The following is a 19,600-nucleotide window of genomic DNA, read 5'->3' as shown; positions in this document are numbered from 1 at the left end:
AAAGGGGCCGCCCGCGGGGCTGCCCCTTTTTTGCGTGAGTTCACAGCTTGTCCAGATATTCCGCGGCGGAAAGCCCCGCGATGAGGCCCTCGCCCACCGCCTTCGCCACCTGCAGCGGCGCGCCGGCGATGTCCCCGGCGGCAAAGGCGCCCTCGATGTTGGTGGCCATGTGCCGGTCCACCTTCACAAAGCCGTCCTCGATGGCAAGGCCGGGCAGCAGGGTGTCCGGCGCGATGGCGCTGCGCAGGATGAACAGCCCCTGGATGGGCAGCTCCTGGCCCGCCACCCGCATCCACTCCACCGTCTGGCCGCCGCCCACCGCCTGCACCGCGCCGGGCAGATGCTCGATGGCATCGCTGAGCTCCGCCGGGCGCTTGGGGGAGACGAACCGCACCTTGCAGCCGATGGAGGCCAAGAAGTTCGCCTCGCCTGCCGCCTCGGGGGAAAGGCCCCACACCGCCACCTCCCGGCCGCGGTAGAGCATACCGTCACAGGTGGCGCAGTAGGACACGCCCCGGCCCAGAAACTCGCTCTCGCCCTCGATGGGTTTGGCCTTGGCCACGCCGCCGGCCAGAATGACCGTGCGGGCCTCCAGGATGTTGCCGTCGAAGTTCAGCATGAAGCGGTCGCCCAGGGGCAGCACGTTGGTCACCCGACCCGCCTTCGGGACGATGCCCAGCGATCTGGCATGGTCGGCAAAGGCCGCCAGCATCTCGCTGCCGGAGAGCCCCGGCAGACCCAGGTAGTTGTCCACCCGCTCGGCTTTGGCCAGAAGGCCCGCCCCCGCGCCCAGCACCCGGACGCTCTTGCCCCGCTGGTGCAGGTTGATGGCCGCCGAAAGCCCGGCGGGCCCGCCGCCCACCACCGCGCAGTCCAACATGGCTTCACTCATAAAAACGCGCCTCCTTGCCCGTTGTTCGTCGTATTCAGTATAGGGCAGCGAGGCCCTGTTTACCGTAATTTTATCACAAAGGGCCCCGCGTTGCCAACCGGCGCGCAGGCAGGTATAATAAAGAAAAGACCAGAGGAGGGATGCCCTGTGTTCGGACCTGCGGATAAAAAACTGGGCTTTGGCTTCATGCGCCTGCCCATGAAAGGGGAGGAGGTGGACATCGAGACCACCTGCCGCATGGTGGACGAATTTTTGGCGGCGGGCTTTTGCTACTTCGACACCGCCCACGGCTACCACGACGGCCAGAGCGAGGCGGCGCTGAAAGCCGCCCTCACCAGCCGGTACCCCCGGGAGAAGTACATTCTGGCGGACAAGCTCTCGCCTCCCTTCTTTGAGAAGGAGGCGGACATCCGGCCCCTGTTCGAACAGCAGCTGGAGGCCTGCGGCGTGGAGTACTTCGACATGTACCTGATGCACGCCCAGAGCGCCGGGCGCTTCGAGTTCTATAAAAGCTGCCGCGCCTACGAGACGGCCTTCGCCCTGAAGGCGGAGGGCCGGGTGCGCCATGTGGGCATCTCCTTCCACGACACCGCTCCGGTGCTGGAGCGCATCCTCACCGAGTATCCCCAGCTGGACTTCGTGCAGCTGCAGTTCAACTATCTGGATTACGAGGACCCCCAGGTGCAGAGCCGCGCCTGCTACGAGGTCTGCCGCCGCCACCAAAAGCCGGTGGTGGTGATGGAGCCGGTGCGGGGCGGGCGGCTGGCCCAGCTGCCGGACGAGGCCCGGGCGCTGCTGGCAAAGGTGAGCGACAGCAGCCCGGCGGGCTTTGCCCTGCGCTTTGCCGCCGATTTTGAAGGGGTGAAGATGGTGCTTTCGGGCATGAGCAGCCCAGATCAGCTGGAGGAGAACCTGCGGGTGATGAGCGCCCCCGCGCCCCTTACCGGCGCGGAGCGGGCGGCGGCGGAGCCGCTGCGGCGCATCCTCACCGCCCAGCAGCTGGTGCAGTGCACCGCCTGCGGCTACTGCACCTCCGGCTGCCCGGCGGCCATCCGCATCCCGGACCGCTTCGCGGCCTACAACGCCCGCCTGCGGGGCGAGACAGACGCCGCCGCCCGATACGCCGCTGTGCCCGGCGGCGAGGCCTCGGCCTGCGTGGGCTGCGGCGCCTGCGAAAAGGCCTGCCCCCAGAAGCTGCCCATCCGGAAGCTGCTGGCGCTGGCCGCGCGGGAATTTGAACAGTAAAAAAAGCGGGGGAGAGCCCGGTCGGCATCGACCGGGCCCTCCCTCTTTTCCTGTGAAGCGCAGGGGCGTTCACCCGCGGGAATATTTCAGCCGGGTGGCGGCTCCGCCCCGCAGGTGCCGCTCGGCCTTGTTGGCCCCCAGCACCTGCTGCACCTGGCGGTACAGCTGCGGGTTCAGCCGCTTGAGCCGGCAGGTCACATCCTTGTGCACCGTGGACTTGCTGACGCCGAAGGCGCCGGCGGCGCTGCGCACGGTGGCACGGTGTTCGGTGATGTACAGCGCCAGCTGCAAGGCGCGCTCGTCGATGTTCCCTTTCACACAGCGTCACTCCCCGTGATGAGTTCTCACGCAGAATGTATATGCGCCGGCCGGGCGGGATATGAAGAGGCCGGGCAGGCACAGCCTGCCCGGCCTTTTCCGGGAGAGAGAAGGAGCGCGAAAGGAGGTCACAGCGTTCCGGTCACAAGTTTGCCGTTGTGGATGATGGTGAGGTCAGCCTTGTTTTGCAGCAGGGCAATGTTGGCAAGCACGTCGCCCTTCACCACCAGCAAGTCGGCGGTCTTGCCCGCGGCCAGCACGCCGATATCCGGCTGGCGCAGGGCCTGAGCCGCCATGCTGGTAGCAGTCTTGATGGCTTCCATGGGGCTCATGCAGAGCTTGGTATACATCTCCAGCTCCTCCGCGCCGTCGCCGTGGCAGTTGAAGGGAGTGCCGGTGTCGGTGCCGCAGACGATTTTCACGCCCGCTTTGTAGGCCTTTTCCAGCCCCGCATAGTGGGCGGTGGCAAAGTAGTGGATCTTCTCCAGCACATAGTCGGGCACGCCGCCCTCCGGGCCGTATTTGATGGTGCGGAAGGCGCACAGGGTGGGAACCAGATAGTGGTCGCCCTTCAGCAGCAGTTCGATGCCCTCATCGTCCAGAAAGCTGCCGTGCTCGATGGTGCGCACACCGGCCCGCAGGGCGCGTTTGATGCCGTCGGCGCCGATGGCGTGGGCAGCGGTGAGGGCGTTTCGGTTGGCGGCCTCTTCCACAGCGACCCGCATCTCCTCTTCGGTGAGCTGGGACACGGTGCCCGGCCCGGGAGAGTTGCCGCCGCCGGTGGCCATCAGTTTGATGTTGTCGGCCCCGTTTTTCAGCCGGTCGCGGGCGGCGCGGCGCACTTCGTCCACGCCGTCGCAGGTCTCGCCGATGGAGTCCAGCTCCACGTCCCCGGGCACGAAATCGCCGTGACCGCCGGTGATGGAGATGGCCTTGCCGCTGGTCAGCAGCCGCGGGCCCTCGATCATCCCCTCGTTGATGGCCCGCTTCACAGCGTAGTCCGCCGAGGCCTTATCGCCCATGCTGCGCACGGTGGTGAAACCGGCATAGAGCAGCTTCTTGGCGCAGTCGGCCGCCTTGAGGGCGGTGTAGGTGGCGCTGTCCATCAAAAAGTCCATCACGCTGGAGGGCTTGCCGTACATGGTCAGGTGTACGTGAGCGTCGATGAGGCCGGGCATGATGGTCTGGCCCCGGACGTCCAGCACCTGCGCGCCGGGATACTGAGCCGCCGCTTCGGGGCAGAAGGGGCCGGCGTAGAGGATCTCTTTGCCTTCATAGATCAGCATGCCGTCGGCCACAGGCTCCTTTGCCAGACCGTCGATGAGCATGCCGTGCTGCAGAATGGTCGCCATGTTTCATTCACCTCGTTTTCAAAGTACCGGCAGGAACACGTCTTTGCCGTTTTCGTTGCTGTAAACCAGCTGGCCGCCCTTGAACACCATCTTCACCCGGCGGAAGGCTTCCAGGTCGGCCTCCGGATCGCCTTCGATGAGAGTCAGGTCGGCCCACTTGCCCGGCTCGATGGTGCCGGTGCGGTCTGCCACGCCAAAGGCCTCGGCGGGGGTGCGGGTGGCGGAGACGATCACGTCCTTCACGCTCATGCCCAGTTCGTGCATCTTGATGAACTCGCTGGCCATGTCATCCTGGTAATTGAAGGGAGTACCCGCGTCGGTGCCCGCGATCACTTTCACGCCCGCTTTGTAGGCGGCGGTAAAGCCGTCGAAGTGGGTGATGGCCTGGATCTTGCACTTTTCCACCACATAAGGCGGGATGCCGGAGGCCTCGCCCTTTTCGATGACATACCACAGTGCCATCAGAGTGGGGCAGAAGTAGGTGCCCTGCCTGACCATCAGTTCGATCTGCTCGTCGTCCAGGGTCACGCCGTGCTCGATGCTGTCCACCCCGGCCCGCAGGCAGTTCATCACGCCCTCCTTGCCCTGGGCGTGGGCCGCCGTATGAATGCCCGCGTGATGCGCTTCCTCTACGATAGCACGGATCTCCTCATAACTCAACTGGGGCACGCCGGCCTTCATCCCCTTGGACTGGCCGCCGCCGGTGGCCATGATCTTGAGCAGGTCGGCACCGCGCTTGATCTGGGCGCGGGCGGCTTTGCGGGCCTCGTCGGCGCCGTCCACCTCGATGCCGAAATAGTAGCCGTGGCCGCCGGTCATGCAGAGCACCCGGCCGCTGGCGTAGACCCGCGGCCCCAGCAGCTTGCCGGCGTTGATGGCGTCCCGCAGCTTGATGGACACATCGAAGTTGGTGCCCATGTCCCGCACGGCCACAAGGCCGCTTTTCAAACAGCGCAGGCTGTTGCGGGCGGCGCTGGCCATCACGGCGGCCTCGGTGTCGTCCCGCATCACCTGGGCCTGCATGTTGGGCAGGCCGTCCACGGCGATGTGGGTATGGCCCTGCACCCAGCCGGGGGTGCAGGTCAGACCTTTGCCGTCGATCACGGTTTCGGCCTGGGCGTCTTTCAGGCCGCGGCCCGCGGCCACGATGCCCTTTTCATCAAACAAGACGCAAGCGGCTTCCTGCCGCCCGCCTTTGCCGTCGTATAAAATGAGATCGTCGATCCTTGTGCGCATCATGCGCCTCCTTTGCACTTGGCCCGATTTTGAAATGGCACCCTCCGAGCGCGCCGAAGGGTGCCATTTCTTATCGAACAAACAGAATGAACGGACGCCCTGTCAGGCAAGATATACCGCGCCGCCGGGCCCGAGGGGAATGCCGATGGTGATCCAGACGATAATGAAGAGGGTCCACATCACGAAGAACGCCAGCGAATAGGGCAGCAGGCAGCTCATCAGGCTGCCGATGCCAGCCTTCTTGTCGTACTTTTCGGCCGTGCCCACCAGCATTGCGAAGTATGCGAACATGGGGGTGATGGGGTTGGTGATGGAGTCGCCGATGCGGTACAGCACCTGGGTGAAGGAGGGATCGTAGCCCAGCAGCATGAACATGGGCACGAACACCGGGGCCAGGAAGGCCCACTTGGCGCTGGCAGAGGCGACCAGCAGGTTGACCAGGCAGACCAGCAGGATGAACAGGACCATCAGGGGGATGCCGGTCAGGCCGATGCTGCTCAGGAAGTTGGCGCCGGAGATCGCGATGAAGCTGCCGATGTTGCTCTTGTTGAAGTAGGCGATCATCTGGGCGGCCACGATGCAGAAGGTCACATAACCGGACATGCTGCCCACGGCGCTGGTCAGGCCTTTGACCAGGTCTTTGTCGTTTTTGTATTTGCCGGTGGCAAAGCCGTAGGCCACGCTGGGCACGAAGAACACCAGCATGATGATGGGCACGATGCCGGAGATCAGGCCGCCGGAATATCCCAGCAGATCGCCGGTCTCGTCACGCATGGGGGAGTCGGCGGGGATGCACGCGGCAACCAGCACGGCCACCAGCACCAGCAGCGCGATGCCGGCCACTTTCAGGCCCTTGCTCTCTTCGGGGGTCAGGGTGGTGCTGTGCTGCTCAAGCTCGCCGTGGTAAGCGCCCACGCGGGGCTTCACGAAAAAGTGATGCACAACGGTGACCACGAAGGTCAGGAACACCGCGGAAGCGGCCATGAAGTACCAGTTGCACATGATGTTGGCCTGGTAGTTGGGGTCGATGATCTGCGCGGCGGGGCCGGTGTAGCCGATCAGCAGCGCGTCGGTGGAGCCGACCAAGAAGTTGGCGGAAAAGCCGCCCGCCACACCGGCATAACACAGCGCCATGCCGGCGATGGGGTTTTCACCGATGGACATAAACACCAGCGCGCCGATCATGGGCATGACCAGGAAGCCCGCGTCGCCCGCGATGTTGGAGTTGACGCTGATCAGAAGCAGCAGCGGCACGATCAGCGCCTTGGGGGCCTTCATCACCGACACGCGCATCAGCGCGGAGGCAAGGCCCGTGGATTCAAACAGCCCAACGCCCAGCACGACCACAAGGCCGAGAATCAGGGTGGGGAAGTTGGCCACGTTGCTGGTGAAGCTGGAGAGCATCCACACAAAGTTGTCGAAGGTGGCAAGGCTGGTGATGGTGATGTCCTCGCCGGTGGCGGGGTTCTGCACCGTGGCGCCGCTGAAAATGGCGGACGCGACCACAATGATGACGCAGATGCAGACGAACAGGGTAACGGGGTCGCACATCTTGTTGCCGACACGCTCGACGGCGTTCAAAAAGCGCGTCATCATGCCCAGTTTTTTGGTTTCGGCCTGATTGCTCAATTGATTTCCCTCCCAAAAGCGATTTTTTTACAGCGCAGAGGCGGCCCCGAGGAAGTCCACCGCCCTTTGGGCACCAGCCGCAGCCAGGCGCGGCGGAGCGGACCGGCGGTCCGGAAACAAAAGGGTGGACAGGGTGCAGGCCGCAGCAAAACAATGCCTTTCCGCGGCACTGGCGAAAGACATTGCGCTCTGCAAAAGTGATTTCTTTTCGGGTACCCTTGTGAGTATTATCTTACAGGAAAACACGAAAAAAATATGCAAATCGTTATACATTTTTTGCAGAACGGACAAAAAATATTGTGAAAGATGCGGTTGTGAAATCAAATGCACCAAAAGTGAAAAAACGCGGACCACCCCGAAAAGGGGCGGTCCGCGCCGCGTGCGCGCTGGCGCCGGTCAGCCGCGGAAAAGCATGTTCACATGGGGCACGCCGGCGATGGCATACTCTTCGGAAATGCGCTCAAAGCCCAGCCGGCGGTAAAAATCTTCCAGATAGGCCATGGCGGAGATCTCCACCACCGGGTCGCCGGAATCCTGCGCCAGTTTGCCGCAGGCCCGGCGCACCAGCTCGGCCCCGAGGCCTCTGCCCCGGGCGGCGTCCTTCACCGAGAGCCGCCCGAAGCTGTTGTGGTCGTGGCCGTCATAATGCAGCGCGGCGGGCAGCAGCCGCACATACCCCACCAGCGCCCCGGTCTCGTCCCGGGCCAGCAGGTGGGTGGCTTTCTGGTCAAAGCCGTCCAGGTCGCGGTAGATGTTGCCCTGGCCCAGCACGAACACCTCCATGCGGTGGGCAAGTATCTCGTACAGGGTCGCGGCGTCCAGCTGGTCAAAGGTGTAAAATGAAAAATCCATCATTGTCCCTCCTGTTTGTGCATTGGCGTGGGTGGCGCTTCACAGATACTGCGGCGGGCGCACGGCGTAGGCCAGCAGGTTTGCGGCGGAAAGGGTGTCGAACACCGGCACGCCCAGCGCCTCGGCCAGGTCCGCCGAGTAGGTGGCCAGATTGCTGCACTCAAAGATGACTGCCCGCAGGTCAGGGGTCTTCGCCCGCAGCTTTTCGCCTGCGGCCAGCACGTCGCCGCGCATGCGGTCCACGTCCAGCGCAAGGCCGCCCCGAATGACGATCTCATCAAAATGAGCTTCGTCCTGCATGCCCTGGATGGAAAGGCGGATGTCCTCTGTCCAGCCGGAGGCCCGCAGATGGGCCTCCTTCAGCAGGCCGGAGTGGCCGGTGATGACGCCGATGCTGCCGCTGCGGCCGATGAGCTGCCAGATCATGGGGATCTGGCACAGGGAGGACCCGGCGAAGGGAATGCCCAGCTCGGCGCCCAGGCAGTCCTGATAAAGGCTCATCATGCCGCAGTCGCCCACGATGGCCTTGATGCCTGCCTTCACCAGATTCTGCCCGGCGGCCAGCAGGTTCGCCTTGATGACGGGCCCGCCTTCCACCAGGTCGGCAAAGCCGCCCTGCACGACTTCATAGCGCACAGGGTAGGAAAAACTCGCGGCGTTGCCCGCATCGCCGGGGGCGCGGGGCGTCACCGTGGAGAAGACCAGAACGCCCACGTCCTGGCCATAGAAGGGATAGCCTGTGGCAAACATATTCAGTGCTCCTTTCGGGATGTGCCGGGCGCGCGGCCCCAGCCGGTGAGGATACTGAAAAGCATCACCAAGGCCAGCGCCCAGCCGTAATAATTGCAGAGGACCATCTGCCCGATGGAAAAATCCACCGGCGCACCGGACCTGCCGGCCAGCATGTAAGTGAGCAGCGGTGCGAAAGCGTAGGGGATGAGCCCCAGCGCAGCGCAGGAGATCCCGCTCATCAAAACGGCGCTGCGCGCGGGGCAGAGGCCGCGCTGTTCCACCAGCAGCTTTTTGGCGATGGGGCCTTCCAGCATGATGGTCACGCTGCTGGCCACGGTGAGCAGGCAAAGCGCAACGTTAAGCGCTGCTGCTGACAGCTCGCAGGTCCTGTCGCTTTGGATAAAGTGGGAGCAGGCGTTCACGAGCCGGCGGAAAAAGCCGCCCTTGTCCAGAAGATTCACCAGCCCCATCAGCAGCAGGGCAAAAACGGCAATGTCCAGGAGACTCTGCACGCCCTCCACCAGAACGCCGCCCACGGTGAACGAGGCGGCATCCACCACCAGCAGGCGCTCAAAGGGCAGCAGGCCGGAGGCCAGCCCCAGGGCGATGCCTGCGGCGGCAGCGCTCACCAGCGCCACGATCAGGTGCACGCCGCGGCACATCATCACCGCGAGCAGGGCCGGCACCGCCAGCATGACCAGCCCCCGGGGCGATGCGCTTCCCTCGTCGACGGGCGTTCCGCCGCTGTGGGCTGCACCGGCAAAGACGAAGAAGCACACGGCGGCGATGGCGGCTGCTGCAAGAACATAGCGAAGGCGGGCACGCACCACTGCGCCCACGTCCACGCCTTGGGTGTAGGCGGCGGCAATGGTGGTGTCCGACATTGGGGCAGCCGAGTCACCCAGGCATGCTGCGCTGATGATAGCCCCCGCCATCACCGGCCCGTCCGCGCCCAGGGCCACCCCCACCGGGTAGAGGATGGGGGCGAGGGCGATCACGGTGCCCAGCGCCATGCCGGTGGCAAGGGAGAGGAAACTTCCGCACAGAAATGCGACCAGCGGGAAGACCCGGCCGCCCAGGCCGGTGCTGATGCACAGCCAAGTGAGGCCCTCGACGAGGCCGGTCTCCTTCATCAGCTGGGCCACGATGCCCGCCAAAAACCAGGCCAACAGCATAGTGGCGACCATCTCAGAGGCCATGCCCTGGATCAGAAGATCGGCGCAGTGGGCCGGGTCTTTTGCCAGGGCCAGCGCTGTGGCCACCGCAGCCAGCGCAGGCACCCAGAAGGCCGCGGGCATGGCTTTGCCCGCCGCTGCCAGCAAAAGCATCCCCGACAGCAGAACAGTGAAGGGGAGCAGCAGGCCGAAGGTCCCGCCGCGGAATCGCAGCGGCGCTGCGGCGTTGGGCTCGGTGGACATAAAAACCTCCTTGAAAAAGCGCAGATGCTCCGGGGCAAAACGCCCCGAAGCATCTGCGGTTCGGCTATTCAGGGCCGGTTGGTGAAAGCAGGGGTTCAGCCCTTGTAATCAGGCTCGCGGCCGATCTCTTTGATGAGGTCCTTCATGCCCTCGATCATGGTGTCGATGTCTTTCTTGTTGTTGAAGTACTGGCAGGAGATGCGGAAGCCGCCCACATAGTCGGTGAAGCGCTGGGCGATGAAGATCTTGCGGGCATGCAGCTTCTTGAGGATCATGCGGTCGGTGTCCAGATCGTCATACAGGCGGGCGATGACGATGCCGCCGAAGTGGCCGGGGTCACGATGGGTGATCAGGGTGCCGCCGATCTCTTCGATGCGGTCCATGCAATAGGTGGCCAGCTCGCGCACATGGGCTTCGATGTTCTCGATGCCGATCTCGTTCACCAGGCCCAGGCTCTCGCCCAGGGCGATGGCGCCGGTGTAGTTGGAGGTGCCGCCAATCTCAAAGCGCCGGGCGGTCATGGGGAAGGTCCAGTCGTGCACGGAAGGCGCGGCGGGATTCTCCCAGTAGGCGCCCCAGCCGCCCTCGGGGACGGTGGTGTTCAGGTAGCCGGCGTAGCTCTGCTTGAGCTTGGGCAGGGTCTCCTTGTTCACATACAGCACGCCGGTGCCGTAGGGGGAGTTCAGCCACTTGTGGCCGCCGGCGGTGAGGATGTCGATGTGGCAGGCCTTGGTGTCGATCTTGGTCACGCCCAGCTGCTGCACGGCGTCCACCACCAGATAGATGCCGCGCTCCTTGCAGAAGTCGCCAATCTCCTTCATGTCGCTCTGCCAGCCGTTGCACCACTCCAGGGTGGACATCACCAGCACGCGGGTCTTTTCATCCACCAGAGGCTCGAAGGCGGCGGCGGTGAAGCGCTCGTCGGCGGGCTTGCAAACGCGGATGTCGATGTTCTTCTCCTTGCGGATGACGCACCAGGGCAGGGCCACCTGGATGAACTCCAGGTTGGTGGTCACGATGTTGTCGCCGTCGTTCAGCTCGATGCCCTGCGCGGCGATGTTCAGGCCGTGGGAGGTGCTCTCCACCAGGGCGATCTCCTCGGGGTCGGCGTTCAGGAGCTTTGCGGCCTCTTCATAAGCCTTGTGGCGCTTGTCGTCCAGCGCGATGTGATGGGCGCTGGAGTTGGCCTCGTCCTGGCGGGCGGTCATGTCGGCAAACTCCTTGACGGCGCGGACGGTGCGCTGGGGTGCGAAGCTGACGCAGGCGGCGTCCAAAAAGGTCATGGTCTCCAGAACGGGCCATTCTTCTTTTCTCAGTTTCTCCCAATCGTAACTCATTGCAGCTTACCTCCGATTTTTATTGTATGATGTATTGCAAGCCTTTTCCATCAAGGCTTAAGACGAACGATAAGTTCCACTTCGCAGCACGCGCCCAAAGGCAGGCTGCTCACGCCCACTGCGCTGCGGGCGTGCAGGCCGGCGTCGCCGAAGACTTGGCCCAGCAGTTCCGAAGCGCCGTTGATGACCTTGGGCTGCGCTTCAAAATCGGGGGTGCAGTTCACGAACCCCACCACCTTGACCACGCGCTCCACCCGGTCCAGGCTGCCCGCCAAACTCTTGACCACCGCCAGGCAGTTCAGCGCCGCGATGCGGGCGGCTTCATAGCCCTCTTCCACGGTCATGTCTTTGCCAAGTTTGCCCTTGCGCAGCACGTCGTTTTCCGTGGGCAGCTGGCCGCTGGTGAACACCAGCGTTCCGTCCGCCGCGCCCGGCACATAGGCGGCCACCGGCGCGGGCACCGCGGGCAGCGTCAGGCCAAGCTGTTCCAGCTTTGTTTCCACTGTCATTTTCTCCTGTCACCTCCTGTTTGACCTCTGGCTCCATGATACTCTCCGATGTGCGTCAAGTTCTATAAAGCATTTGACATTTTGACAAAAAGTTTCGTGCGCTGTGCATAAAACGCCCGGAAGATATGTAAAATACTTGTCTTGACATGAAAGAAGGGAAAAAGTATCATGAAGTGATATCAGGTTTTGTCTCAGTCGCTGTTGCGGAAAGGCAGGTCGAGAAATATGTACGAGAGCAGCGAATGGAAGGATTCTCCCTGGATCACTCTGGATCCGGAGGGCTGGGCGCCCCTGACCGAGGGCCGCACCCCGGCGCAATACCGGAAAAAGGCGATCCTTTTCCACCAGGAGGACGCGGCGGACGCGGTGTTTATCGTGAAGTCCGGCCGGCTTCGCATCACCTCCTACCAGGAGGACGGGGCGGAAAAGCAGCTTTACATCGCCGAAAAGGGAGCGATGGTGGGCGAGTCCTCCTGCCTGACCGGCGCGGCGCATCAATTCTCGGCGGTTGCCATCGTGGACAGCCTGGTCTGGAAGGTGCCGGCGGCGGAACTGCGGGAGGCGATGGAGCGCGACTGGCAGCTCACCCAGCGGGTCATCTCTCTTTTGTGCCGCAAAAACGACGTGTTCTACCGGCAGATCTTGGACCTGTCCTTCAAGCAGGCCACCCACCGCATCGCCAGCCAGCTACTGAACCTCTGCCGCCAGTACGGCAAGGAGCATGAAAAAGGCGTGCGCATCTCCATCCACTTCACCCAGCAGGACATCGCGGGCATCGTCAACGCCAGCCGGGTGACGGTGGGCAACGTGTTCAACATGTTCATCGACCAGGGCCTTCTCACCCGGGAGGGAAAGTACTTCATCGTTACCGACCTGGAGGCCATGCAGAAACTCTGCAGCGACTGAGCCCGCCGCGCCCGGGAATGTGAAAAAACAAAAAAGCGGTTGACATCCGCCGCGCGGGGTGGTATTCTAATCTGCGTGAAAAAGGGTATGCAGCGGCTGCCGGATCTCACGATCCGGCAGCCGCTGCATCTTTTTTTGGCCATACTACATTCAAAACGGGGAAAAGGGGAATAAGGCATGTTGACAGCGATCACTGGCGTAAACTGGGGCGACGAGGGCAAGGGCCGCATGGTGGACCTGCTCAGCCGCGACTATGACATCGTGGCCCGGTATCAGGGCGGCAACAACGCGGGGCACACCGTGAAGAACGAGCGGGGCAAGTTCATTTTGAACCTGCTGCCCTCGGGCATCCTGCGGCCCGGCGTGGTCTGCGTGATGGGCGGCGGCATGGTCATCGACCCGGCCCATCTGGAAAAGGAACTGGCCTCCCTGCGGGAGAAGGGTGTGGAGATCACCCCCGCGAATCTGAAGATCAGCGACCGGGCCACCGTCTGCATGCCCTGGCATGTGGCCGAGGACGGCCTGGAAGAGGACCGGCTCTCTGCCAGCGGCAGCCAGTTCGGCTCCACCCGGCGGGGCATCGCCTACGCCTACGGCGACAAGTACATGAAAAAGACCCTGCGCATGGGCGACCTGGTGCACCTGGACGAAGGCCGCAAGCGCCACCTGGCCACCATCGTGGAGTGGAAGAACCTGACGCTGGAGCGGGTCTACGGCGCAAAACCCATCGACCTGGAAGAGGCCTGGGCCTGGTGCCAGAAGTACGGCGAGATGTTCCGGGACTACGTCTGCGACACCGGCGCGTATCTGGCCGAGGCGGACGACGCGGGCAAGAAGATCATGTTCGAGGCCCAGCTGGGCGCGCTGCGGGACATCGACTTCGGCATCTACCCCTACACCAGCTCCTCCAACGTCATCGGCGCCTACGCCCCCATCGGCGCGGGCCTGCCCGGCCACAAGCTGGACAAGAGCATCGGCATCATGAAGGCCTATTCCTCCTGCGTGGGCGAGGGCCCCTTCACCGCCGAGCTGGCCATGACCGAGGAGGAAAAGCACCTGCTGCGTGAGGCGGGCCACGAGTACGGTGCGGCCACCGGCCGGCCCCGGCGGGTGGGCCCCTTCGACGTGGTGGCCAGCCGCTATGGCGCCGCCTGCCAGGGCGCGGACGAGCTGGCCCTGACCCTGCTGGACGTGCTGGACTATATGGACGAGGTGCCGGTGGTGGAGAAGTATCTGGTGGACGGCGTGGAGACCGACCGCTTCCCCATGGGCACCCAGTTGGACAACGCCCAGCCCGTGGTCAGGACCCTGCCCGGCTGGCACTGCGACATCAGCGGCTGCCGCCGCTGGGAGGAGCTGCCCGAGGCCGCGCAGAACTACGTGCGCTACATCGAAAAGGCGGTGGGCCGCCTCATCCGCTACATCTCGGTGGGCCCCGACCGGGACGCCTGCATCCTGAAAGACGGCGACTAAAAAGACGCAAAAAAGAACGCCCCCGCGGGGGCGTTCTTTTTTTGCGTTCAGTTCAGGGGCCCGTACTGGGGCGGCTGTTTGTCCCCCGCGGGAACATCAGAGGGGGCGGCGGGGGCCGCGGGCTCCGCGGGGGCGTCCAAAGGCAGGCAGGGCAGCGGCTCTTTCCAGAAGCGGCTGGCCAGGCTGGGCAGATAGAGGGCCGCCAGCAGCACGGCGCCCACCGCCACGTCGGCCCAGCCGATGACCTGGTTCTCGATGACGGAAGTGGTGCCGGCAAACACGGCGATGAGGTTGTTGTTCAGATAGTGCAGCACCACCGGCACCCACACGGTGCGGGTCTTGTGCTGGGCATAGCCGAAGAAGGCCGCCAGGCACACGCAGAGCACGATCTGATTGACAAGGCTCTGCAGCCAGGTGCTGGGGCTGTAGAAAAAGATGTTCAGCGGCAGGTGCCACACCCCCCACAAAACGCCCAGCGCCAGCACGCCCCGCCGGGGGCCGAACCGCTTTTGCAGCAGCGGTTGCAAAAAGGCGCGCCAGCCGTATTCCTCGCCCAAGAAGGGGGTGTAGACCAGAAAGAAATTCAGCGGCAGGACAGCCAGATTGATGCCCAGATAGAGCCAGTCGGTGGTAAAGCCCATGTCCGCCAGGGTGGCGGAGGGGTCGGCCAGCTTGGAGGCGGCGATGAGGATGGCATAGCGCCCCAGATACAAAGCCAGGAACAGCAGCACCGTGAGCACGATGGCCCTGCCGCGGCCGGCGCCGCCAAGGCGCAGGCCGCCGGCGGTGCGGCGGGCCTTGCCGTCCACAAAATAGAGCACAAGGCACACCACGCTGCCCAGAATGATGACAAGGTTGGCGAGCAGCAGCGCCGCCTCCGGCTGCATGAAGGTGGCCAGCGAGACGGCCACCATCACCGCCGTGAGGGCCAGAAAGCCGAAGTAGAACCGGCGGGGCAGAAGCTTATCTCCCCGGCGGGTGACGAGCAGCGCCAGCATCGCGCCGGCGGCGGGGTAGAACATCTGGGCGTTGGCAAACACCGCGGTGCTGCCTCCCATGCTGTGCACCAGGGCCATCGCCACGCCCATCAGAAAGGGCACGCCGAAGGCCACCGCAAAAAAGATGGCAAGCTGCCGTTTTTCCGTTTTGGTCCATTTCATCGTCTGGTTCCTCCTGTTTCATTCGGTTTTGGCCCGGCCGCTATCCAGCGCATGGGCCCGCAAAAGGTAGGTCAGGGTCTGGGTGAGCCACAGCCCGCCCAGCATCACTGCCCACAGCACGCTGGCGCCGCCGTACATCACCGCCAGCAGCGCCGCCAGCATGGCGAAGGGGTAGATTTTGTTCATGACGGTGTAGGTGTGGTAGCCGCACTCGCCGATGCGCTGGCGCTCGGCCTCGTCGCAGCTGTCGTACCAGTCTTTTTGAAAGCGGACGTCGAACACGTTGCCCCGCTTTTCCGGCGCAAGGCGCTGCTCGGCCCGCACCACCGCCGCCTGCAGCCCGTAGCTCCAGGCCAGTTCGGCGATCATAAGCGGCACCACCGCCAGGGCGGGAATGGCGCTTTCCCACAGGGTCACGGCGGGCACCGCAAGGCAGGAGGTGAGCATCACCCAGGGCATCGCCACCGCCGAAAAGACCATGGAAAGGCTCAGCCGCCGGTTCGCCGCCTCAAAGGCTTCGTCGTCCTCGTCGGCCCGGGCGGCGGCCTTTTGGCCGGCCAGGTACAGCCCATGGGCGGCGGCGCAGGGCGCAAGGCCTGCCGCCAGCAGCCAGGGCCCCGCCAGGATGAGCCCGTCGCTGACCCGCCGGGTCAGCTGCAGCAGCCCGTCCTCCCGGCCAAACAGGAAGATGCTGATGAACGCGCCCGTCAGGGCGCTGGCGATCATGATAAGGGTGAATTTGATGTAGACGCCCCTGCTCGTTTTGGGCGTTTTGGCCTGCTTGTTCATTCCGTTTCCTCCCCGGTCAATGTGAATACCTCTTCCACGGGCACCGAAAACACCCGGGCGATGCGCAGAGCCAGCGTCACGGAGGGGTTGTAGTCCCCCCGCTCGATCAGGCTCACCGTCTGGCGGGACGCCCCCACCAGCGCGCCCAGCTCCTGCTGGTTCAGCCCCTTCGCAGCCCGCAGCTCCTTCACGCGGTTTGCCAGCGGCATAGGCGGCCTCCTTTCATTGTTGCAAAAGATAATTGTCAAATTGACAAGTATCATTGTCAATACCAGTATAGCATGACAACTTTCTTTGTCAATAGGTTTTGACAACTTTTTTTGTCAAAATGTTCGGAAGCGCCGGGGAGAGGGGAAAGGCGGCGGAAGGGAACAAAGTCTGGCGGGGGCAAAAAAATCCCCCGCCCGAGAAAGGGCAGGGGAAGAATTCAGGTGATGTGCAAAGCACGCTGGGCGCGGTAGATGAAGTAGCGCACGGTGTCCACCGCCAGCCAAAGCTGGATGAGGGCGTAGTTGGGCAGGTTTTTCAGGCGGAATTTTGGCTTTTCCAGCCTGCCCATGACCTTCAGCGCCTCCTTGAAGCCCTGGAAGTAGGCCGGGCCGTAGCCCCGCAGGCGGAACATCACCGCCTTCATCAGATAGCCCAGGGCCAAAAAGGGCAGGTTGAGCAAAAACATCAGAATGGGCATGTTTTTATAAGGCAGCAGGATGCTGTTGCGCCCGCTCTGCACGCTCTTGAAGGGGTTGTAGCGCACCGCGCCGGTGGTGGCGCCGCAGATGTGGTAGCACCGGGCGGTGGGGCAGTAGACGTTTTTGTAGCCCAGACTGTTGGCCCGCCAGCTGATGTCCACGTCCTCGAAGTAGGCGAAGAAGTGCTCGTCAAAGAGGCCGATCTTGTCCAGGATGCTCTTGCGGTAAAGCGCCGCGCCGCCGCAGGCGGAAAACACCCGGCCCGGTTTTTGATAGCGGCTGACCTTCATGCCGTCGCCCCGCTTGCAGGCAAAGCCCAGGAGGGTGACATAGTCGCCCGCGTCGTCGGCAAGGTTGCGCTCAAAGTGGCGGATCATCAAACTGCTCACCGCGAAGATGCGCTCGTCCTGTTCGGCCGCCGCCAGCAGATTCGCCAGCCAGTCCGGCTCGGCGAAGGCGTCGTTGTTGAACAGCGCCACGAACTCGCCCTTCGCGGCCCGGATGCCCTGGTTCACCGCATGGGAAAAGCCGGTGTTTTCGGCGTTTTCGATGAGGGTGTAATTCGCCCGGCTCCGGTAGCTGCGGGCGATGGCAAGGCTCTCGTCGGTGGAGCCGTTGTCCACCACGATGAGTTCAAAATCCTGCTCGGTCTGGGCCCAGACGGACTCGATGGAGTCCCGCAGCCAGCCCGCGCCGTTCAGGTTGGGGATCACAACGGTGGCTTTCATGGCGCGCCGCCTTTCGTTGCAGAAGTTCGGCGGGGGAAAGGCCCCGCCCGCCCCATTATACCAAAAAACGCCGCCCGGGGCAACGCCCCGGGCGGCGGCAGGTTTGCGCGATCACGCCAGCGCGTCCTTGATGGAGGAGAACACGGTGTCCTGCTCCTCGCACATCACCAGCACCACCTCGCCGGACTTCACGGTGTCCAGCTTGGCGGCCTTGGCGATGGCGTACTGGTCGGCCAGATAGTTCTCCTGGGCGGCCTTCTGGCCGTCGATGAAGGTCTGCAGGCCCTCGGTCACGGCGGCCTCCTTGCCGTCGGCGGGCTTGACGATGGCAAGGCCGTAGGACTGCACGTTCATCATGCTCACGCTGAAGGCAGCCTCTTCCACGTCCTCTTCGGTGAGGCCCAGCACCTGCAGGCACATGGCGCCCTGGCTGGCAATGTCCTCCTCGGTCAGGTCGGCGGCGTAGCCGCCGGTGGCGGTGTAAACGCTGTCCTTCAGGTGGAAGATGACCAGGTCCTCGTTGTCTTTGGCGGGGCGGGCGCCGGTGAGGATGGTCACGTAGTCCTTCGGCTCGCCGGAGGAGGCGGGGGAGGAGCCGCAGGCGGCAAGGCCCAGGGCAAGCAGGCAGACAGCCATCAGGCTGAAAATACGTTTCATGATAAAAATCTCCTTTTTGGATACTGTGCCCCCCGAAAGGGGCTTTGATACATAAACGCGGCTGCGGGGCCGATTATTGCACCGGGCTGCCCATGGGGTCGGGCTGGCGGTCCACCGGGGTGGACAGGATGATCTGGGTGCTGGTGGGGCCGGAGCGCTGGCACCGGGTGATGAGGTGCTCCAGCGACTGCATGGTGTCGCAGGCCACCTTGACGATGTAGCTGTGGCTGCCGGTGACGTGGAAGCACTGGGTCACCTGCCGCTCGGCGTGCACCGCCGCCAGAAACTCCTCCCGGTCGGCGGGGGCCACCGACACGCTGATGAGGGCGTTCACCGTCTGCTGGCTCTCGGGGCTTTTCAGCAGCACCGTGTAGCCGCCGATGATGCCCTCTTTTTCCATCCGGTGGATGCGGCTGGACACCGCCGGGCTGGTGAGCGAGACGTGCTCGGCGATCTCTTTCACCGACATTCTTGCATTTTGTGCCAAAAGGCCGAGTATCTTTTTGTCCAGTTTGTCCATAGTGTCTCCCTCCCGACGACATAGTGGCAATAGTGATAAAAAACTGATAAATTAAAGGGTTTTGCCTGTAAAAATTAACAAAATAAAAAACCGGGCAGAGATTTTGGGGTTGGCTTAATTATATAAACAAAAAATGGAATTGTAAAGAAGGATGAAAAAGAAAATCCCCGGTTTTCGATTTGACATATAAAGCAAAACCCGTATAATAATAAACACAGCACCCGATGGGTGTTCATTAAAATGCTTTCTCACCTTATTTATACTTTCCCACCCCTCTATGCAACAGGACCCGCCGCAAGGCGGGTCCTGTTGCATTATAAAAGAAAAGCGGGATCGCGGCCATGCCGCGGTCCCTTTCGTTTATTTTTCCAGATAGGGCAGATAGAGGTGCAGGTCGGTGCTTTTGACAAAGCCCTCAAACCACACGCCGTTCTCCCGGTAGTCCTCCACCGTGACGCTGCCCCGGCTGCGCATGGCCTCGGCCAGGGAGAGCTTGTCGTAGGGCAGCAGCATCTTCACCGCCCGCACCCGGTCGGCCAGGGCCTCGTCCAGCTTTTGCAGCAGCGCGTCCAGCCCGCGGCCGGTGCGGGCGCTGGTGAGCAGCACCCCCGGCTGGAAGGGCACCGCCCCCGCCTTGTCGCACTTGTTGTAGACGGTGATTTGGGGGATGTCGCCGCAGCCCAGCTCCGCCAGCACCTGGTCGGTCACTTCCAGCTGGGCCTCCCGCTCGTCGTCGGCGGCGTCCGCCACCTTCACGATCACGTCGGAATAGGCGGCCTCCTCCAGGGTGCTCTTGAAGGCCTCCACCAGCTTGTGGGGCAGGCGGCTCACAAAGCCTACCGTGTCCACCGCGATGACGTTCAGGCCGCTGGGCAGGGTCAGCTTGCGGGCGGTGGGGTCCAGGGTGGCGAAGAGCATGTCCGCCTCCAGCGCGTCGGAGCCGCACAGAGCGTTCAAAAGGCTGGATTTGCCCACGTTGGTGTAGCCCACCAGACTCACCACCGGGGTGCCCGCCCGCTGGCGGGCGCGGCGGTTCTCGCCCCGGCGCTTTTCCAGTTCCGCCAGCTTTTGCTCCAGCGCCTCGATGCGCCGGCGCACATGACGGCGGTCGTATTCCAGCTTGCTCTCGCCGGCGCCGCGCCGCGCGCCCCCGCCGCC

At 63.5% G+C, this 19,600-nt stretch carries 20 protein-coding genes; 3 read left to right on the top strand and 17 right to left on the bottom strand.

The annotated features are described in order from the left end of the window. Positions 1-40: 40 nt before the first annotated feature. Complete coding sequence (locus ACMI1Q_RS11470; protein WP_419503838.1) at positions 41-892, bottom strand: NAD(P)/FAD-dependent oxidoreductase; 852 nt, start codon at positions 890-892, stop codon at positions 41-43. A gap of 147 nt (positions 893-1,039) precedes the next feature. Here ACMI1Q_RS11470 and ACMI1Q_RS11465 point away from each other — a divergent pair, with 147 nt between their 5' ends. Beyond that, the gene (locus tag ACMI1Q_RS11465) at positions 1,040-2,137 is read left to right on the top strand and encodes an aldo/keto reductase (protein ID WP_419503837.1); all 1,098 of its coding nucleotides are present in this window, start codon (positions 1,040-1,042) and stop codon (positions 2,135-2,137) included. A 69-nt stretch (positions 2,138-2,206) separates the two neighbouring features. Here the strand turns inward: ACMI1Q_RS11465 and spoIIID are convergent, their stop codons facing one another. The 9 genes from spoIIID to ACMI1Q_RS11420 form a co-directional block, all read right to left on the bottom strand. After that, positions 2,207-2,455: a sporulation transcriptional regulator SpoIIID gene (gene spoIIID, locus ACMI1Q_RS11460; RefSeq protein ID WP_394976894.1), complete on the bottom strand. Its 249-nt coding sequence runs from the start codon at positions 2,453-2,455 to the stop codon at positions 2,207-2,209. A 128-nt stretch (positions 2,456-2,583) separates the two neighbouring features. Further along, positions 2,584-3,807, bottom strand: coding sequence for an amidohydrolase family protein (locus ACMI1Q_RS11455; protein WP_419503836.1), 1,224 nt, complete (start codon positions 3,805-3,807; stop codon positions 2,584-2,586). An 18-nt stretch (positions 3,808-3,825) separates the two neighbouring features. Beyond that, positions 3,826-5,043, bottom strand: a complete 1,218-nt coding sequence (locus ACMI1Q_RS11450) for an amidohydrolase family protein (RefSeq protein WP_419503835.1) — start codon at positions 5,041-5,043, stop codon at positions 3,826-3,828. Positions 5,044-5,145: 102 nt separating this feature from the next. Continuing rightward, positions 5,146-6,672, bottom strand: a complete 1,527-nt coding sequence (locus ACMI1Q_RS11445) for an AbgT family transporter (protein WP_419503834.1) — start codon at positions 6,670-6,672, stop codon at positions 5,146-5,148. Positions 6,673-7,068: 396 nt separating this feature from the next. Beyond that, on the bottom strand, positions 7,069-7,524 hold the full coding sequence (locus ACMI1Q_RS11440) for a GNAT family N-acetyltransferase (RefSeq protein ID WP_419503833.1): 456 nt from the start codon (positions 7,522-7,524) through the stop codon (positions 7,069-7,071). 39 nt (positions 7,525-7,563) lie between these two features. Continuing rightward, positions 7,564-8,274: a hypothetical protein gene (locus tag ACMI1Q_RS11435; RefSeq protein WP_419503832.1), complete on the bottom strand. Its 711-nt coding sequence runs from the start codon at positions 8,272-8,274 to the stop codon at positions 7,564-7,566. A 2-nt stretch (positions 8,275-8,276) separates the two neighbouring features. Further along, the gene (locus tag ACMI1Q_RS11430; protein WP_419503831.1) at positions 8,277-9,674 is read right to left on the bottom strand and encodes a Na+/H+ antiporter NhaC family protein; all 1,398 of its coding nucleotides are present in this window, start codon (positions 9,672-9,674) and stop codon (positions 8,277-8,279) included. A gap of 95 nt (positions 9,675-9,769) precedes the next feature. After that, entirely contained in the window at positions 9,770-11,011 is a 1,242-nt protein-coding gene (locus tag ACMI1Q_RS11425; protein ID WP_419503830.1) for an aminotransferase class V-fold PLP-dependent enzyme, read from the bottom strand. 50 nt (positions 11,012-11,061) lie between these two features. Next, positions 11,062-11,520, bottom strand: coding sequence for a RidA family protein (locus ACMI1Q_RS11420; protein ID WP_419503829.1), 459 nt, complete (start codon positions 11,518-11,520; stop codon positions 11,062-11,064). Positions 11,521-11,745: 225 nt separating this feature from the next. Between ACMI1Q_RS11420 and ACMI1Q_RS11415 the strand changes: the two genes are divergently transcribed. Further along, positions 11,746-12,426, top strand: a complete 681-nt coding sequence (locus tag ACMI1Q_RS11415) for a Crp/Fnr family transcriptional regulator (RefSeq protein WP_419503828.1) — start codon at positions 11,746-11,748, stop codon at positions 12,424-12,426. A gap of 177 nt (positions 12,427-12,603) precedes the next feature. Further along, positions 12,604-13,899: an adenylosuccinate synthase gene (locus tag ACMI1Q_RS11410; RefSeq protein ID WP_419503827.1), complete on the top strand. Its 1,296-nt coding sequence runs from the start codon at positions 12,604-12,606 to the stop codon at positions 13,897-13,899. A 47-nt stretch (positions 13,900-13,946) separates the two neighbouring features. On the opposite strand, the gene ACMI1Q_RS11405 is transcribed toward ACMI1Q_RS11410, so the two are convergent. The 7 genes from ACMI1Q_RS11405 to hflX all read right to left on the bottom strand — a co-directional run. Next, a complete protein-coding gene (locus ACMI1Q_RS11405) occupies positions 13,947-15,059 on the bottom strand; it encodes a CPBP family intramembrane glutamic endopeptidase (protein WP_419503826.1) in 1,113 nt (370 codons plus the stop codon). Positions 15,060-15,077: 18 nt separating this feature from the next. After that, positions 15,078-15,848, bottom strand: coding sequence for a DUF3169 family protein (locus tag ACMI1Q_RS11400; RefSeq protein WP_419503825.1), 771 nt, complete (start codon positions 15,846-15,848; stop codon positions 15,078-15,080). Then, on the bottom strand, positions 15,845-16,057 hold the full coding sequence (locus ACMI1Q_RS11395; protein WP_394969670.1) for a helix-turn-helix transcriptional regulator: 213 nt from the start codon (positions 16,055-16,057) through the stop codon (positions 15,845-15,847). Before ACMI1Q_RS11395 ends, ACMI1Q_RS11400 begins: the two co-directional genes overlap by 4 nt. A gap of 218 nt (positions 16,058-16,275) precedes the next feature. Continuing rightward, the gene (locus tag ACMI1Q_RS11390; RefSeq protein ID WP_419503824.1) at positions 16,276-17,265 is read right to left on the bottom strand and encodes a glycosyltransferase family 2 protein; all 990 of its coding nucleotides are present in this window, start codon (positions 17,263-17,265) and stop codon (positions 16,276-16,278) included. 111 nt (positions 17,266-17,376) lie between these two features. Continuing rightward, positions 17,377-17,922 (bottom strand): DUF4358 domain-containing protein, encoded by a 546-nt coding sequence (locus ACMI1Q_RS11385; protein ID WP_419503823.1) that lies wholly within the window; start codon positions 17,920-17,922, stop codon positions 17,377-17,379. A gap of 73 nt (positions 17,923-17,995) precedes the next feature. Then, positions 17,996-18,442, bottom strand: coding sequence for an Lrp/AsnC family transcriptional regulator (locus ACMI1Q_RS11380; protein ID WP_177521619.1), 447 nt, complete (start codon positions 18,440-18,442; stop codon positions 17,996-17,998). Positions 18,443-18,802: 360 nt separating this feature from the next. Beyond that, a partial coding sequence (gene hflX, locus ACMI1Q_RS11375) for a GTPase HflX (RefSeq protein WP_419503822.1) occupies positions 18,803-19,600 on the bottom strand: 798 nt, incomplete at its 5' end.

The sequence above is a fragment of the Candidatus Allofournierella excrementavium genome, assembly GCF_048526665.1.
GTDB lineage: Bacteria > Bacillota > Clostridia > Oscillospirales > Ruminococcaceae > Allofournierella_A > Allofournierella_A excrementavium.
The sequence above is the reverse complement of the archived record's forward strand: the minus strand, read 5'-3'. Positions and strand labels throughout refer to the sequence as shown.

Bases quoted from the DNA above. Each gene is read 5' to 3' on its own strand.
- ACMI1Q_RS11385 (WP_419503823.1), bottom strand. From the start codon at position 17,922: ATGAAACGTATTTTCAGCCTGATGGCTGTCTGCCTGCTTGCCCTGGGC.
- ACMI1Q_RS11435 (WP_419503832.1), bottom strand. From the start codon at position 8,274: ATGTTTGCCACAGGCTATCCCTTCTATGGCCAGGACGTGGGCGTTCTG.
- ACMI1Q_RS11425 (WP_419503830.1), bottom strand. From the start codon at position 11,011: ATGAGTTACGATTGGGAGAAACTGAGAAAAGAAGAATGGCCCGTTCTG.
- ACMI1Q_RS11450 (WP_419503835.1), bottom strand. From the start codon at position 5,043: ATGCGCACAAGGATCGACGATCTCATTTTATACGACGGCAAAGGCGGG.
- ACMI1Q_RS11415 (WP_419503828.1), top strand. From the start codon at position 11,746: ATGTACGAGAGCAGCGAATGGAAGGATTCTCCCTGGATCACTCTGGAT.
- ACMI1Q_RS11420 (WP_419503829.1), bottom strand. From the start codon at position 11,520: ATGACAGTGGAAACAAAGCTGGAACAGCTTGGCCTGACGCTGCCCGCG.
- ACMI1Q_RS11470 (WP_419503838.1), bottom strand. From the start codon at position 892: ATGAGTGAAGCCATGTTGGACTGCGCGGTGGTGGGCGGCGGGCCCGCC.
- ACMI1Q_RS11455 (WP_419503836.1), bottom strand. From the start codon at position 3,807: ATGGCGACCATTCTGCAGCACGGCATGCTCATCGACGGTCTGGCAAAG.
- ACMI1Q_RS11395 (WP_394969670.1), bottom strand. From the start codon at position 16,057: ATGCCGCTGGCAAACCGCGTGAAGGAGCTGCGGGCTGCGAAGGGGCTG.
- ACMI1Q_RS11405 (WP_419503826.1), bottom strand. From the start codon at position 15,059: ATGAAATGGACCAAAACGGAAAAACGGCAGCTTGCCATCTTTTTTGCG.
- ACMI1Q_RS11430 (WP_419503831.1), bottom strand. From the start codon at position 9,674: ATGTCCACCGAGCCCAACGCCGCAGCGCCGCTGCGATTCCGCGGCGGG.
- ACMI1Q_RS11380 (WP_177521619.1), bottom strand. From the start codon at position 18,442: ATGGACAAACTGGACAAAAAGATACTCGGCCTTTTGGCACAAAATGCA.
- ACMI1Q_RS11440 (WP_419503833.1), bottom strand. From the start codon at position 7,524: ATGGATTTTTCATTTTACACCTTTGACCAGCTGGACGCCGCGACCCTG.
- ACMI1Q_RS11390 (WP_419503824.1), bottom strand. From the start codon at position 17,265: ATGAAAGCCACCGTTGTGATCCCCAACCTGAACGGCGCGGGCTGGCTG.
- ACMI1Q_RS11410 (WP_419503827.1), top strand. From the start codon at position 12,604: ATGTTGACAGCGATCACTGGCGTAAACTGGGGCGACGAGGGCAAGGGC.
- ACMI1Q_RS11400 (WP_419503825.1), bottom strand. From the start codon at position 15,848: ATGAACAAGCAGGCCAAAACGCCCAAAACGAGCAGGGGCGTCTACATC.